18 protein-coding genes are annotated in these 14,535 nt (G+C 45.9%); 6 read left to right on the top strand and 12 right to left on the bottom strand.

Annotated features, from left to right (window positions below):
* Nucleotides 1-104: 104 nt before the first annotated feature.
* Complete coding sequence (locus tag ACM1ND_RS25040; RefSeq protein WP_158451783.1) at nucleotides 105-212, top strand: putative metal homeostasis protein; 108 nt, start codon at nucleotides 105-107, stop codon at nucleotides 210-212.
* A 191-nt stretch (nucleotides 213-403) separates the two neighbouring features.
* Here ACM1ND_RS25040 and ACM1ND_RS25035 read toward each other — a convergent pair whose 3' ends face one another.
* A complete protein-coding gene (locus tag ACM1ND_RS25035) occupies nucleotides 404-1,636 on the bottom strand; it encodes a peptidase (protein WP_418026770.1) in 1,233 nt (410 codons plus the stop codon).
* A 423-nt stretch (nucleotides 1,637-2,059) separates the two neighbouring features.
* On the opposite strand from ACM1ND_RS25035, the gene ACM1ND_RS25030 reads away from it, so the two are divergent.
* Nucleotides 2,060-3,544: a phytoene desaturase family protein gene (locus ACM1ND_RS25030; RefSeq protein ID WP_076295248.1), complete on the top strand. Its 1,485-nt coding sequence runs from the start codon at nucleotides 2,060-2,062 to the stop codon at nucleotides 3,542-3,544.
* A gap of 25 nt (nucleotides 3,545-3,569) precedes the next feature.
* Entirely contained in the window at nucleotides 3,570-4,184 is a 615-nt protein-coding gene (locus ACM1ND_RS25025) for a TetR/AcrR family transcriptional regulator (protein ID WP_023990768.1), read from the top strand.
* A 68-nt stretch (nucleotides 4,185-4,252) separates the two neighbouring features.
* On the opposite strand, the gene ACM1ND_RS25020 is transcribed toward ACM1ND_RS25025, so the two are convergent.
* Entirely contained in the window at nucleotides 4,253-5,674 is a 1,422-nt protein-coding gene (locus ACM1ND_RS25020) for an SMI1/KNR4 family protein (protein WP_418026769.1), read from the bottom strand.
* Nucleotides 5,675-5,691: 17 nt separating this feature from the next.
* Nucleotides 5,692-6,468 carry an SMI1/KNR4 family protein gene (locus tag ACM1ND_RS25015; protein WP_023990766.1) on the bottom strand — a complete coding sequence of 259 codons (777 nt, stop codon included), beginning with the start codon at nucleotides 6,466-6,468 and terminating at the stop codon, nucleotides 5,692-5,694.
* Between the two features lie 158 nt (nucleotides 6,469-6,626).
* Here ACM1ND_RS25015 and ACM1ND_RS25010 point away from each other — a divergent pair, with 158 nt between their 5' ends.
* Complete coding sequence (locus tag ACM1ND_RS25010) at nucleotides 6,627-8,261, top strand: DUF6138 family protein (protein WP_418026767.1); 1,635 nt, start codon at nucleotides 6,627-6,629, stop codon at nucleotides 8,259-8,261.
* Here ACM1ND_RS25010 and ACM1ND_RS25005 read toward each other — a convergent pair.
* Nucleotides 8,251-8,610 carry a DUF7716 domain-containing protein gene (locus ACM1ND_RS25005; protein ID WP_023990764.1) on the bottom strand — a complete coding sequence of 120 codons (360 nt, stop codon included), beginning with the start codon at nucleotides 8,608-8,610 and terminating at the stop codon, nucleotides 8,251-8,253. The genes ACM1ND_RS25010 and ACM1ND_RS25005 overlap by 11 nt on opposite strands.
* Nucleotides 8,591-9,250 (bottom strand): hypothetical protein, encoded by a 660-nt coding sequence (locus tag ACM1ND_RS25000; RefSeq protein ID WP_023990763.1) that lies wholly within the window; start codon nucleotides 9,248-9,250, stop codon nucleotides 8,591-8,593. The genes ACM1ND_RS25005 and ACM1ND_RS25000 overlap by 20 nt, the downstream gene beginning before the upstream one ends.
* A 119-nt stretch (nucleotides 9,251-9,369) precedes the next feature.
* On the opposite strand from ACM1ND_RS25000, the gene ACM1ND_RS24995 reads away from it, so the two are divergent.
* Entirely contained in the window at nucleotides 9,370-9,462 is a 93-nt protein-coding gene (locus tag ACM1ND_RS24995; RefSeq protein WP_219727865.1) for a putative holin-like toxin, read from the top strand.
* A 218-nt stretch (nucleotides 9,463-9,680) separates the two neighbouring features.
* Complete coding sequence (locus ACM1ND_RS24990; RefSeq protein WP_418026765.1) at nucleotides 9,681-10,220, top strand: hypothetical protein; 540 nt, start codon at nucleotides 9,681-9,683, stop codon at nucleotides 10,218-10,220.
* A 63-nt stretch (nucleotides 10,221-10,283) separates the two neighbouring features.
* On the opposite strand, the gene ACM1ND_RS24985 is transcribed toward ACM1ND_RS24990, so the two are convergent.
* The 7 genes from ACM1ND_RS24985 to ACM1ND_RS24955 all read right to left on the bottom strand — a co-directional run bounded on the left by ACM1ND_RS24985 (nucleotide 10,284) and on the right by ACM1ND_RS24955 (nucleotide 14,383).
* Nucleotides 10,284-10,727, bottom strand: a complete 444-nt coding sequence (locus tag ACM1ND_RS24985) for an immunity 26/phosphotriesterase HocA family protein (protein ID WP_068938959.1) — start codon at nucleotides 10,725-10,727, stop codon at nucleotides 10,284-10,286.
* 2 nt (nucleotides 10,728-10,729) lie between these two features.
* Nucleotides 10,730-11,290 carry a hypothetical protein gene (locus tag ACM1ND_RS24980; protein WP_023990760.1) on the bottom strand — a complete coding sequence of 187 codons (561 nt, stop codon included), beginning with the start codon at nucleotides 11,288-11,290 and terminating at the stop codon, nucleotides 10,730-10,732.
* A complete protein-coding gene (locus ACM1ND_RS24975) occupies nucleotides 11,274-11,801 on the bottom strand; it encodes an SMI1/KNR4 family protein (protein WP_049828352.1) in 528 nt (175 codons plus the stop codon). Before ACM1ND_RS24975 ends, ACM1ND_RS24980 begins: the two co-directional genes overlap by 17 nt.
* A gap of 82 nt (nucleotides 11,802-11,883) precedes the next feature.
* A complete protein-coding gene (locus ACM1ND_RS24970; protein WP_023990758.1) occupies nucleotides 11,884-12,513 on the bottom strand; it encodes a hypothetical protein in 630 nt (209 codons plus the stop codon).
* Between the two features lie 177 nt (nucleotides 12,514-12,690).
* Nucleotides 12,691-13,098 carry a hypothetical protein gene (locus ACM1ND_RS24965; RefSeq protein WP_053326289.1) on the bottom strand — a complete coding sequence of 136 codons (408 nt, stop codon included), beginning with the start codon at nucleotides 13,096-13,098 and terminating at the stop codon, nucleotides 12,691-12,693.
* Nucleotides 13,091-13,735, bottom strand: a complete 645-nt coding sequence (locus ACM1ND_RS24960) for an immunity 50 family protein (RefSeq protein WP_023990756.1) — start codon at nucleotides 13,733-13,735, stop codon at nucleotides 13,091-13,093. The genes ACM1ND_RS24965 and ACM1ND_RS24960 overlap by 8 nt, the downstream gene beginning before the upstream one ends.
* 39 nt (nucleotides 13,736-13,774) lie before the next feature.
* Nucleotides 13,775-14,383, bottom strand: coding sequence for a hypothetical protein (locus ACM1ND_RS24955; RefSeq protein WP_254348603.1), 609 nt, complete (start codon nucleotides 14,381-14,383; stop codon nucleotides 13,775-13,777).
* Nucleotides 14,384-14,535: the final 152 nt, after the last annotated feature.

Below are 14,535 nucleotides of genomic sequence, written 5' to 3'. Positions count from 1 at the left end.
TATAATCTTAAATGATAATGATAATGAGAATCATAATCATTACTAACAGTCTTTAGGTGCATGCTCCCAATATGAGCCTAAGTGAATAGGATGGTGATGTGCACATGGCTAAAGCAGATGTGGCAACTGCCAGAAGACAGCTTCGGAGTCCGAACAAGGTAACTCGCAGACGAGCTTTGAGAACGATCAAAGCTGCGAAACGGGCAAAGTAGCAGGTTCCAAGTTAACTGCAAATGGCAATACCAGTGTCAAATTTTTCAGTCTCCTCGTTTTGATATTGCACCTGCTTTCCTGATGGTGGTACACAGGAAGGCAGGTGCCTTTTTTTGAATGATATGAAAAAGCGCCAGACGGGTATCGAACCGTTCTGGCGCATTATTTTTTATAGATATGAAAAACAATTTTATTTCTTTTGTGCAAACAGCCATTCAATCATATCCTGATTTTGCAGAGCCGGAACCCAGGAGAAGTGTCCTGTAGGTTTGATAATCCCTGCTTCGTATTCAGTGAAGTGAATGAGGTTTCCGTTTTGTGCTTTAATGGCAGCGACCATTTCTTGCGAGTTTTTAGGACTTACTGTGGTGTCGTCTGCAGCATGGAAGGCCCAAATAGGAACGTTTTTCAATACCTCGACGTGTGTAGGTTCAACAGGCGCGTACATGTTAACGGCTTTTTCATAGTTGGTCAAACCGGCAATCGGCACACCTGCGGCGAACAAGTCAAGATTTTTCTCCAACAATCTCCACGTCCCCATGGCTCCTTGAGAAATACCAACAATATAGATTCGGTTGGTATCGATCGGGTATTTTAACGCCGTTTCACGTACCAAATCGGCTACAGCGCTGTTGCGTGGCTCATCCGCCCAAATGAATTTATGCTCCAGGTCAATCGGGCTTTGTGGAGCGATTACGAAGGATGGGTGTTTGGCTTGCTGCTCAGGAGAAGCCCAAGTAACAGCTCCGGCATTTGCCAGCAGGTTTACTCCGTTTCCGTCGCCACGTTCGCCGTTTCCGTGCAGAAACACAACCAGAGGGTAGGTTTTGCCGGGCTCTACTTTAGGCTCAAACGTAAAGTAGTTCAGCTTGAAGCCTTCTTTATTTTCAAAGGTGTTTTTTTGGAAATCGTCCACGATCGGTGTAATTTTATCCGTTGCTTTTACAATCTGTGCAGAGGCTGGGATAACTATTTTCTTTGAAGTTGCAATATCTTTCTTTTGACTAATCGTATAATTCAACGTGTTGATGCGGTTAACTGCGCTTGTTGCATCGTAAGTAAGGGTACTTGCATTTTTATCTTGCGTATCCAGCTCAATCACGACATATTTACCATGAGTACTGCGGTTGGTGATGGCTCCAGTATCATTGGTATATACACCGGTTACGGTTCTGTCTGTATATACATCATTGAGTACAGATTGAACCTGAAAGCTAGAAGTGGATAAGGATGCCCCGTCAATATGGGTGCTGTATTTCAGTACAACAGCAGAAACGACTTCGCCCAAAGGCTGTACCTGAGTAAGCAGGGTAGCCTGTGGCGCTGGAACATCAGTTGCTGCGGCAGAGCTGGAGGATGGGAAAAAGATCGTAAGCAGGAACACGAAAGATAATAAAACAAGGGCAAAACGTCTTCTTTGCATGAGATTAATCTCCTTTGGTGTCATTTTTTAAAGCGCTTACTACATATTCGGGATGGTTGACTGTTTGCTGTGGAATTCATACAAATCAAAAAAAAGGCAAACTCCGGGTACACAAGTGTACTCGGGTTTTGCCTTTTCAGTAACAATCCCACTTGAAGGATAGCACCTTCATTGGAATCTGACAAGTGAAAGCGCTACAATTTTGGATGTTTTTTATAAAAAATTCTACTTTCGCAACTTAGAATTTTGCAAAAATCCATTGAAGAGATTTGTAATCAGCAAATAGATAGATCGAAAAGATTGTATTCGTCTATGACAGGAAGATAAGAAACCGAGGCTTTTCAACGGGAATGTTGTGGTATATAATCTCCTTAACTTAACACCGTTAACTTATATAACGATGTTAATAAAGGAGATGAAATCATGAACCAATATGATGCTATTGTCATCGGTGCAGGACTGGGTGGCTTGTCCTGTGCAGCAAGACTCTCCGCGCTCGGTTACCGAACAGCTGTTTTTGAGAGCCACACTCTGCCTGGCGGTTTCGCAACTGAATTTACAAGAAAGGGCTACACTTTTGATGTCTCCTTGCATGGTGTCGGTGGACTCGGGGAAGGCAGCTTCGGTCGGATGTTAAAGGACTGTAATGCGGACCAGCGAATTGTTCCTCTCCGCAAAAAGCACCCTTACTCCATTCGTTGGGAAGGGCAGACCATTGATATTCCGTCCGATGTTCAGGAGTATGTGCAGCTCCTCAAAAACATGTTTCCTGCTGAGGTGGCAGCCATCGATAGTCTATTCGCGGGCATTCGCCGTTTTGAAACAGGCTTCTCTGCTTGTTCTTCCCTCACTTCCTGGCGCAAGGCGGCTGGCCTGCTCAAAGCAGGAACCTTCTTCCGCTGGACGCAGATGACTACCTGGGAAGCTGTAAGCCAATTCGGGTTGTCTGACCGATTCACGGAATTTTTCACCGCGCTGTGGGCCTATTATGGATTGCCTCCAAAACGGCTTGCTGCCGTGTATTTTTTCATTCCCTGGATCGGCTACCACATGGAGGGGACGTATTACATTGAGGGAGGCGCACAGGCTTTATCCAATGCACTGGTTGACGCTATTAAGTCAGCGGGAGGAGAAGTTCATCTGCGCAGTCAGGTATCTGAGATTATGCTCGAACGCGGTAAAGCAGCTGGTGTCCGTCTGAAAAAAGGGGATGTATATAAAGCCAACTGGATTGTGTCTGGTATCAGTCCCCATCATACCTATGGCCGCCTACTGGAAAACTATGATGCTGCCCGTCGTGAGCTGGAAGCTGTCAGCAGTTTGGAGACTGGCACGTCTCTCACCCAGCTATATCTGGGATTATCATGTGAACCCCATAAGCTTGGCATCACCGAAGAAGACTTAATCCTACGTAATGAGCCGGATTCGGAGACAGATTATGAAGTTATGATGAGCGGCCAGTACACTAAAGGCAACTGGATGCTCACGAATTATAACGCTATGGACCCTAAGCTCAATGAACCGGGGAAGGGTGTCATTGCAATTACATTTTTGGACAGATTGGAGAACTGGCCTGCCGCACGTCCCGAATATAAAGCCAAAAAAGAAGCCGTGACAGAGCAGATACTGGGATGCCTAGAACAGCTGTATCCTGGTTTTCGCAGCAAGGTAGTGGTGGCCGAGTTGGGCACACCGCGCACGATGCAGCGTTATACCGCTAATCCCGACGGGGCCGTTTATGGCTACGCACAAACGGTCCGCCAGTCCGGCATAAAAAGACTGAAGCACAAATCAGCAGTAGACCGTCTGTCATTGGTAGGGGCGTGGACACAGCCTGGGGGCGGGTTTCAAGGGGCTATGAACTCGGGTATAATGGAAGCTGATCGTATCGCCGCCAAATTGGGGTAGGCAGAAGGGGCAAGTACATCTACTCATGAAACATATCAAACGCCGAGAACGTGAAAGCAGTGAGATCCGCCGGAAAATCATTGAGGCCGCCCGGTCGCTTTTCCTGAATCAGGGGTATGCCGAAGTCTCCATGCGCAAAATTGCGGATCAGATCGAATATTCACCAACGACTATTTATCATTATTTTGCCAATAAGGAAGCCGTTGTCCGTGAACTGCTGCTAGAAGGAAATACCTTGTTCCTGCAGGCTCTTCTGCAGCGTGTGGATGAAGCACAGGCAGCGGGATTGAATACGCTGGACACATTGAAAACGGTATCTGATGCGTATGTTCGTTTTGGAACGACTAACCCGGAATATTACAACATCCTGTTTATCAGCAACCTGGAATCTGTAAGCTTGGTCAGTCTTATAGACAGTGGGAGTTTTAAAGGCTTTGAGCTGCTTGAAGCGGGGCTCAAAGCTGCTATGGAGGAGGGCTGCATCATTCAAGGAGATGAGCACCTGATCGCCAGATCCGTATGGAGCATGCTGCACGGATTGACTTCTTTGCTCCTGAATTTTGAACTTCCTATGGCAAAATCCAATGATGAATTGATCGCATTCACTATAGATACTTTCCTCAAGGGGTTAAGCCGCTGACGCAGCGGCTAACTTTCTTTACCTCACACCACTGTACATGCGAATCCGCATACAACCATTCCGAAAGATTAACGAAGTTCCAAATCTGAAAGCTGCTTAAGCACGGCTTCAATACGACGTTTATCTTTTTTGAGCATAACGAGCTGCAAAGAAGCAAGAAGCAGATCTGAGATATTGGCCCAAGCGTCTGCTTCCAGAGCGGGAAGAAGATCCCGATGAATCATAATATCCAGCGCCTCGGTTGCAATTTTTTGATGAAGCTCGCTATCGGATAGCCATTCAATCAACTGCTCAGCTGTAGGACGGGAGTGAGCGAAAAGTATTGCCCAGCCATCCACCGGATGATTGACCTTATCCCGCATCCAGTTAATGATCTGTGGTGAACGAAAATGTTGTAGCTGCCCATTAGCGGTGTATCCTTCTAATTTGTCTTCTGCGACCGAATGCTGTAGCAGGTGATTGCAAACACATACCAAGCCTTCCTGCTCGGGTAGGCAACGGGCGCTCAGATAAGCACGTGTGGACGCAAATGCACCCTTAGCATGTAGGGTATTGTTTTGCGCTAAAGATGTCCATGCTTGCGCGGTTTCCGGTTCCCACAAGGAGCGGACCCAATCAGCAGCCCCAATCCTCGCAGTCTCCCCTAACAAAACGGCCCAAGTAGAGAATGGAACCTGGCTATGTTGAATGTTCTGCCAGTGCTGCTCCCAGGCAAGAAAAATATCCTTTGGATCATAGGCTTGAAAAGCCTGCAACACAGCAGGATAATCTACGCCATGCATGGTGGTGTAATGGATTAGCGTCTCCAACGACTGTGCATCCTCCAGCTTCATCGTGCAAAACATGTTCAACCAGCGTTGCCACAGTTGCAGTGGTGGGCTGTTTAGCTGAATGCCATGCTCATCGGTCACTTTAAACCAATCCCATAGCCATAGCCCGTGCAAGGTGAGCATGGTGTCTATATAGGCGGGTAGATTTTCCGCGAGCAGCGTGAACTGATCCAGCTCGTGATGATAGCAGAAAACCGCTGGCTCTGTTGCGGATGTTGCCATATCAAGCAGTATCGGATCACCCGCACCATTATAATTAAGGATCAGATATCGTTGCTCGTCCGCTGCTGAGTCGGTATCTTCCCCATAGGATGTAAAATAGCCAATATACTCATGATTCCATCCAAACTCTCCTGTGATATCGTCTAGGATACACTGCTCTTGTTCAAGATCCTTGCTGTTTTTATATGAACACTCTGGTCCATCAGCTACAATACAGTGTTGGGGGAGACACCATAGCAAATTTAAGCTGCCACACCGCTTTATCAATTCAGACAGGGAGGCAGGCAAATGCATCTGCAGCCGTTCCTCCAGCTCAGTTAGTTCACCTGTAGAAATCCCTTCCGTCCATTGGTATACCACATCAGGCATCCCACTTTGTCTCAGACGATCAACGACTTGTTCCAGTTTTTCTAAGGTTTGTGTAAAATGTACTGTCATTCGTATTCGCCCTCCTCTTACTCTACAACCCGGCAATGCTCTTTTTGCAAGAATGATAAAATTTCATCACGAAGTGCTATCGCTTTGGATTCATAAATGATCGCCACTTCGCGTCCATATGCATAGTTAAAACGCACGTATCCGCCAAGAGTCTGAAGAAAAGCCATGCAGATATGCTCATTTTCAATCCATAGATTTGAGTTAAAATGCTGTTTAAATCGCTGAGCCAATGCTTGTAAGGATGCCGGAGCAAAATTCAGCGCCTGATCGCTCGGATTGGCTGGATTGTAGGCCTCGGCCGTATCCAGGGGACTAAACAGTAGGAATGTAGCGGTTTTGTCTTGGCTGACAGGTTCGAAATAACGGGGGAATGGCTCCATTCTTCCAAATTCATCCTGTAGTATATGTCCTAATGTCTCTGTGAATGGAACTTGAACATCTAAAGTCTTCGTAGTAATGATCTCCGAGTGTCGTGGCAGCCACATTAAGCCTTCAACCTGAGGGTGAATCGCTAGGAAGTCACCATCTATGGAACTGCCAATGACCACGCACTCGCCCAGCTGCTGTGCTGTAATTGGGCAGTTATCATCATGCGTCCACAGTTCGTAATCCGTATAGGATTGCAATAGTTGAGGATCAGGCATTTCAATTATCAGCAGGCCACAATAGGTGCCCGGCCCGTAGCGGGTGAGGAATGCTACATAGGGAGGTGGTAAAGTTATTCCATAGGTATGCTCAATATTTGTCAGTTCATCGGTAGCCACCGGTGTGTGCTGTGTGGAAACCCAATACATGTAGAATACACCTGCTTTCCGGCACTCTATCTATAGGGATAGAGCCCAAAAGTAAATGAGAGATATGCTATAATCAGGAAATAAAATAGTTATAGATTAGTCTATCTTAATTTCATAGGAACTACAATTTGTGAGGGGACGAAGGAGGAACACATCTTATGACATCAGGGGTACAAGCCTACATAGATCCAATTTTTGAGGCGATTGATGAGGCGTACGCTTCTGAGCAAAAGCGCATCGCCGAATTCCAAATCAAAAGTGTCCTTCACGAAGGGATTCATGAATACTTAAAAGTTACCTGTAAGAAGGATGGGCTGTGGGTGGATACCTACGAACCGTTTGATTGGGATCATCGTAGACCGGATACGAAAATTTCTGGGTTTACAGATGGGGTAACATTGCAGCAGGTACAGGACGAATGGATGCCTGTGTTTAGGGAACGGATAGAGGCTCTGTTTAAGTCGAAAGAATTTAGTTCCATGTTCTTTCGTTATCGGCTGGAATTTCATCTGGAAGTAGTCTTGGAGAATAAGGCTAGTCATTTTACATTCTCACTCCTGAACGAAGATAAGCGGCAGCAACTGTTAGCCACTATCCAACAGTTTGTAGAGCAGAAACTCAACCCCTCTAGTAAAGCTGTGCCGAAGGAAGAGGACGATTTTTTCTTAGTAAGGCACTTGCTTGATCCTCATTTGTACCCTGTAAACGCCCAGTGGATGAATGAGCTGCTGAATCGAATGGATGCCAAAGTGAAGGTCAGCCGCAAGCGTGAGGAAGCATGGAGGTATCAGCTCAGCAGTGGCTTGAAGCATTGGGCAGAGGATGAATTTTTGGCCAATTATACAGATCGGGAAAAAAGCTATGGGCTGGATTATAAAGTGAAGCCCGATATTCTCCCTTCGGAAATTCCTGCGCCAGCCATGGAGATGCTCCTGCTTACCGCGATGCGGGTGGGCTCGACCGATGCCGATGCACGGCAGAAGTATTTGGAGATTGCTGCACAGCTAGGCTCGGAGCAGGCTTCCGTGTGGCTTGAGAGCGGATCAGGAAGCATCCCAGCGTTATATACAAGTGAGCGAGTCATCTGCCAAGCCAATGATATTTTGCAAACGCTGGAGGTTCAGATTCGTTCAGAGGAAGAAGAGAGTTATAGAGAAGCACTCGTATATTTATGCGATATTTTAAGAAAGGGCTTTACCAAGGAATATCGGATGAAGTTCAAAAGCAAGGTGAAAAACTACCTGCCTGTACCCAAGTTGGCTAAATCTACGTTACATCGTTTCTTCGCCAATGCACTTGAATACCCTGCGCTGCATCCGTTGCTGGCTGAATATGCTGAGGTCGTGATGGAAGAGTTCAAGTGGTATAACGATGTAGAGCCCGGTGAAAAGTCGGCGATGCCGGGAACCTATGCGGTGATGGGACTGGGCCTAAAAGGAAAGAACTATTTCCCATTAGTGAATCGTTATATGAAGCTGGTGGACAGTGAACATCAGTCCGTACAGGACGGTTACGCCGCTGTATTTGCTGACGCACACGGACTGACACCGGACACGATCCCCGTTTGGACGAGGGTTCTACTGGCAGGCAACGAGTCTGCCAAACCACTGAAGTCATCCAGAATCGAAACTGTAGAGCAGGCACAGGTACTGGTGGAGGAGCTTGAGAAGCTGGAGGACTATGAACAAGAGGTGCTTGTTTATCGCATATGGGGTGGCGCGAAGAAACTAAAAAACAGCCTGAAGCAGGCTGCCCCTGAGGTAAAAGAGCTGCTGGAAACGCTTATTCCATAAAAGCATCATATTCATGATAATATCGCAGTCCCTGCGCAATGCGTTCAATATCCGGCTCGCTTCCGCTGTGGCGTAACACTTCAATGACATCCTGTACAGTCGCCACCTCCAACCAAGATTGCACGTGATGGTCTGGTAGAGATGCAGGTATACTTTCATCACGATGATTGGTGACGGTGAGACCGGCATCCTCCAGTTCCCACAATTCTTCCTCGGGGATGATGTAATAGGTAGAATTGAGCGGATTACTTTGAACACGTTCCAGATTGGCAAATACCCATTCATTGATCTCTGTTTGGCCAACGGCACGAATCAATGCTTCAAGGCTGTCAAAAGTTTGTATGCTCATGTATGGAGGCCCCTCCCTTAGTCGCTGGCTTATGCTGTAGCTTTTGTAATATTCTCAAGATGGCCTGTCGATTCTTCGCATCCTTAATGTACTTGGGAATGGAATGGGAAGCCGTACGCATCATACCGGATGTAGGCTTTTCTCGCAACTCGGCAGAGATATAGGAGAGCAGGTAATTCAGGTGTATCCGGTTAAGAGCCCAGACAGGTTTCCCCCGGTAGTAATCAAGGAAGTACAGCTGAAGCTGGAAAATAGGGTCTTTTCCGTTTTGGACCACGTCTGTATGCCATTCGTGTGATTGAACACGATGCACCGGAACCTGATTGCGTGTCTCACAGTGCGGACAGTTTATATTCGTATTTTTATGGAGTTTCGTTCGGTCATCATGGATTTCGATATTAAAATACCGCTCGCAATGGTTGCATACGCCGCGTGCATAGAATGTATAAGATTCTGGCTGCTGATACGTGTAGTAACAATGAGAACATCGAACGACGTAATGACAGTCTTCCTTTGAGTTGGAAATAAAAGCTTGGCCCTGACAACGGGGACAGTGAACAGCTACTTGTTCTCCTCTCCGGATCACGGCGCTAAAGTCATATTTATATCCATGTTCATCTTTGAAGCGCTTTTGCTCCATATTCGTTCCTCCTTTTTCGAAAAGAGCGTAAAAACGTACGTTTTACGAGTCTTATGTTATAATATTCCTCAACAACAGAATGGCTTAGATGGGCGGTCGGCTAGTCTCCTGTAAAGGAGGTGAGGCCTGTGGAGGTTAAAGACACCCTAATGTTGATGATTCAATTCGCAACGTTGGTGATCCTAATTCTTTCCTTCCATAAAAAGAAATAGACCGCCCTCGACAAAGGCAAGCGGTCTATTTCAATGATCATCCTTTGACACGGCTACCGCCCTTAAAAGCGGCTGTTGCCAAAGAGTGAGGATGTTGACGCATCTTCACTCTTTTTTTAGAATATACATCTTATTCCCATTTTAACACTTGAAAATGGCCTTTTCAATGCGCCGAAGGGTGAAAAGGTGAATAGGACGTGCAAAAGGAGAGGGCGAACATGAGCATTTTTACAGGGCTGCAACGTCCGCAGTTTCAGGCTTATTATGATGAGGTTTTTCTAATAGAGCATCGTTTTAAAAATGGTATGGGCTTTCCGCCTTCTTATATAGATTATGTCAAAACTCTTGGTTACGGGCGACTATGTGGCTTATGGAACATTCATATTCCTCTTGGCGATCACCCGGATTCATGGCTTCATCGTTATCATAACTGGCGGGCCTGGTTTGATGATTTACTGGAATCGGAAGAGGTTCTACAAGAAGCGGCGCTGGAGCCAGATGGTTTTCCGGAGCTTTTGGAGCATGCGGTTCCCTTCGCTTCCAGTGAAGGGAATGACCTGCTGATTTGGGATATTCAATCGCCTGATGAACGGGGAGAATTCCCAATCTATGCTTTGAATCTATGCACATGGGGCAATTTTCGGTATGCAGCCTCGGATTTATATAGCCTCGTCGAAGCGTTGGTGGATGGAGAGCGCGTGAAGTCGGTATTGGGGACAGAGCGAACACCATTCCCGTATACGTTCGAGCCCTTTTAGCAGCGCAAATAACCACCTTGGCATTCAAACTTCAAGGTGGTTATTTGCGCTGCTATTCTTCTGCTAGTGGTCTTCATATTGGGCTAAATATCGCTGTACCAACTCATATCCAGCCACGCCCATTACAGTATATTGATTATATTCTTCCAGTTCCAGATTGCGTATATATTCATCCCCGCAATACAGATGGCCCGCACAATTAAAATATTTTAGCTGCTGTTGTTCCTCGGATAGAGGGCGCTGATCGATAATAGGCCATACTCCCTTCGTCAGATTTTGGGTGGCGGTGAATATAACTTCAAATCGGCCGCGATAATTTGTGAACGGAAGATATGTCTTTTCACCCTTGTACGCTTGATTCTGGCCTATGGATAGAACCCCGAAGGAGAACGCTTTTTTGAATCTACCATACAGTGCGCAGATCACCTGACATACCGCAAATCGGCCGTCATGCATGGGGATAACAAAAATATCGCCTTCCCGATGCTTGATTCTTTTGAACACCATCGTCAGGCCAGCTCTTCCTGAATGATCTCTGTTTTTAGACCTTTAGCGTTGGTAATCGTAATGCTGATCGCATCATAGCCGTTCCGCTTCGCATCTTCAAAATCGCATCGTTCGCCGTTGATCAGCTCTAACTGTCCATTCTCATCCACATCGTCTGCAAACTCGTCATCCCAATCAACATTATAAAAAGCGGTCAAGCTTACCTCGAAAGTATCTTCACCATCTTCGTCCAGATAGGGCAGCAGGGGAGTACGATTGTTCTGCTGTTCCTTGGTATAAACTTCGCATAGCAGAGCATCGTAACCATGGCGGGTTCCGTCAAAAATCACGATCTGTTCACCTGTGACTGCCTCTTCTGCAATAATGAGTTGGGGGGCAAATTCAGTTCCAGTGATCAGCTCGTCCATAAGTTCTCCATAATAAAAAATGTGGAATTTCGTATGTCCTGCCTGTGAACGAAGCGTACCTGTCCACTCCTGCTCGACCCATGCCTCTGGGTTTTCGGGTACAACCCAACCTTCTAAATAAGCCGGTCCCCAATTAGGGTTATGTATTTCTGTCATCAGTAGGCCTCCCTTTCTGCTCGTTGAGTCGTTCAATTACCTGATTAAAAAACGTTGTAAAGTCTGTTGCCACCAGATACAAATGTCCACATTCGTCCTGCTCTGCAATATCATAGTTCAGTTTGTCATCATAAGCATGAAGATGTGTGCGGTCCCAGTAGTACACATACGGGGTGTATTCATTACATATTAGAACGTAAAAATTGTCGCCCGCATCTGCACCAATCAACAAAGCGTTCTGGACATGATTGATTTCATCCAGAAATTCATCATTAATCGCTAGAAGGTCATGATTTTTGTTGGATACCTCATATCCGAAAAAACAAGTCAAATCAATGTCTCCGTTATCCACGCGATCGAAGGGCACATTGCAATAAAAAGGGGCGGCTACATAAAAACCGTTATATTGTGAAAGAAAACGTGTATAGCCAGCGGGCAATATATGCTGTATCTGTTCCTCCAATGCCGCGATCTGGGCAGGCGAAAGCCCTGATTCAATTGCGAATGACATCAACAACCAGCCTCCTTGATCCTAGTAAACCATAGACCTCTTTTTGGAAATGAGAAGACGCAGCGGTGCATCGTTTGTGAGATCATGTCATGGATAGGGTGACGATTTTGTTGTCCTCATCCACATCTACCTTCACATTCACTCCCAGCTTGTCCTTAAACAGCTTACTGATATTGATATAGTCATCCTTTACCGCACGGCTTGATCTACCGGTCGTGCGAGTCATCCCAGCGGTGATGATGGAACGGACGTATGTTTTATCGAGCTTGGCTTTGGGATTATAGGTATAAATAATCTGTTCCTGCTGATTGTAATAATGGGTTAATTCCGTGTAGTCGTTAGCATTCTCATACTGCTTTTCCTCACGCACATACTCAGGATGGTCCATGGTGTAGTGGACTCCCCCGTCCAGAAAAGGATTTTCCTTGGAGGGTCGGAGTTCATATTGTCCATACGCCAGTTGAAACAGATACTCTATGCCTGAGCCCTCCGCCTGATAGTAGAGCTGACGATTGTCCCCTTTTTTATCTATAGCGGTATAGCTGCTGATTAAAGGCCAGGCATCATACTTTTTATCCTTTACCTCAATGGCAAGCTTGTAATGTACAAGCACCTTTTCATTTTGAAATAATCCAAAGCTACTCATAATAAAATAGGCAGGCACACATATAATCCCGATAATCAATATGAATATAAATATTCTTACACGCATAAGTAGAGTGATTCTCCTTTGGTTGTCGATTATGTGGACAGCTCCCGTTTGGCAGATGCACCGAATTCTCATGCTGCGATAATTGCTTCAGAGCATGTTGTGCGAAAGGCATGCTTTTATGTGCGCGAAGCAGTGCAGAAGCGGCCTCCTTGACTAAGATATATGTATCACTGCGGATCAACTCTCATGTCTGTAGTTCGATAAAGCTTCTTCCCGTCCGCCACCCTCCAGCAGCACCATAACCGCATAGGAGATCGTATCAATCCAATCGTCGAGGGTGTTGATCTGCTCTACGGTCAGTAGGTTGTTTCGCTGCAGCATACTATCAGGATACAATGCCCATGCCCGTGTATATTGGCAAATCCCCCACAGAGCGGCAATCAGCTCCCGTTCTACGGATGGTTTCTCCAACTCATCTGCGAGAACTTCAATGATGGTCATCAGTTCATGGAAGTTGTCCTCGATCAGTTCTCCCTGAAAGGGGCGGAGCATCCCTAGAAATCCGTTTTGCATTTTGGGATGCTCCAGATCATCGTGAATAAAAGAATGACAACGTAACAGCTCGCGAGCCTCCTGTTTATTCATTCAGCTCCTTAATCTCTGCGCGGATACCTCTGCACAGAAAGCTACCTGACAGTCCCGACAAGGCATCGATATCAACGACCATGTCTGCTTCTTCATAGCGGAAATCAAGCTGCAAGATGATGTTTTCTGTTTCTACAGGAGTTAATACATGCTCTTTGGTTTCCAGAAATGTAAAAGTCACTGCATAGCGTGGGACGTCTTTTACTGGAGCTTCAGGGATTACAGGTGCCTCAGCCGAAGGCTCCAGATCCGGTGATTTAGGGACAAGCACGCTAGCGTAGGATAGCTCAATCGTCAGCGTAATCTGGTCTTTCGTCATATTAGCAGCTGTAATTCGGTCATAATGAAAGGGAGGGAAATAGCCGAGCTTCTCGACAATGCTGTCTGCTCCTTGAATAGAAACGGTTGGAGAGAAAGCCAGTTCCAGTCCGATGGATCCTGCCAGTTGGTCTTCATATTCTGGATTGATACGTACAAGGGCTTGTTCCGGCTCTACTTTCAAAATCGTGCCTATAAAATACTGTTTGCCATGGATCAGAACAATATCATGCGGAACGAACGGCAACGCTCCCCCGGCTTGATAATGAATGAGATATTCGTTCTCTTTTTTTTCAACCTTTTGAACTTGAATTTGCATAAATTGCAGCCTCCTGGGGTTAATGGTATGACGGATTGTTTAAGTGTGTGGTAAAGGGAACGGAGTCCACGTTTGAAAAACATACTTCATATCCGGGGTATCCTGTTCGAGCATAAATGGAAGAATATCCATAATAGCGCGTGCTTTACTGCCAGCATAAAAGTTACGCGAGCTGTGTAGCAGCTTGTTTGCCTTTAACCACTGGCTCAGCTTCATCATAACGTCTTCGACGATTGCTTGGTCGATACTTTCATAAACGTCCTGACGGATTGAAACGAGCATGCCGCAATGATTAGAAGATTGGCACATGGGGTCATTGGACAAAAGAATGTACACTTCCGGCGTTGTCCCTTTGTTATAGGATGATTTGATACTGGGAGCCTCGATAGCTAGCATCAACGGAATCAATTCATCATCGGTAACAATACGAAGCAACTCCTGCTTGTCCCAGCGAATCTTACCGTGTTTGGCCTTTTTAGCCCCGGATTGATAGACTGACACACGGGTATTGCGGATTCCTGATATATTCAGGAGCGTTTCAAAACAATCGAACAGGTTAGTAAAGCACTCTTCGGCAAACAAAGTGTGCTTCTCCGACAAGGAACCGGTCATTATGAAATTATAATGCAGGTTGTTAACCACAAGCATCCATCCTTTATTCATGAATTACCAATTCATATACCATAATATATGACATGAAGATCGAATTCACCTTTTACATTGACTGTGGTACTGTTCATTAAAATCGTTTGGAAACCAGTTCAACTTCGCGTATACTAGGAAAGTCATAGATGGAACGG

It is taken from the genome of Paenibacillus sp. JJ1722 (genome assembly GCF_048282685.1).
Lineage (GTDB): Bacteria > Bacillota > Bacilli > Paenibacillales > Paenibacillaceae > Paenibacillus > Paenibacillus polymyxa_B.
This window is presented reverse-complemented; position numbering and strand designations above follow the sequence as displayed.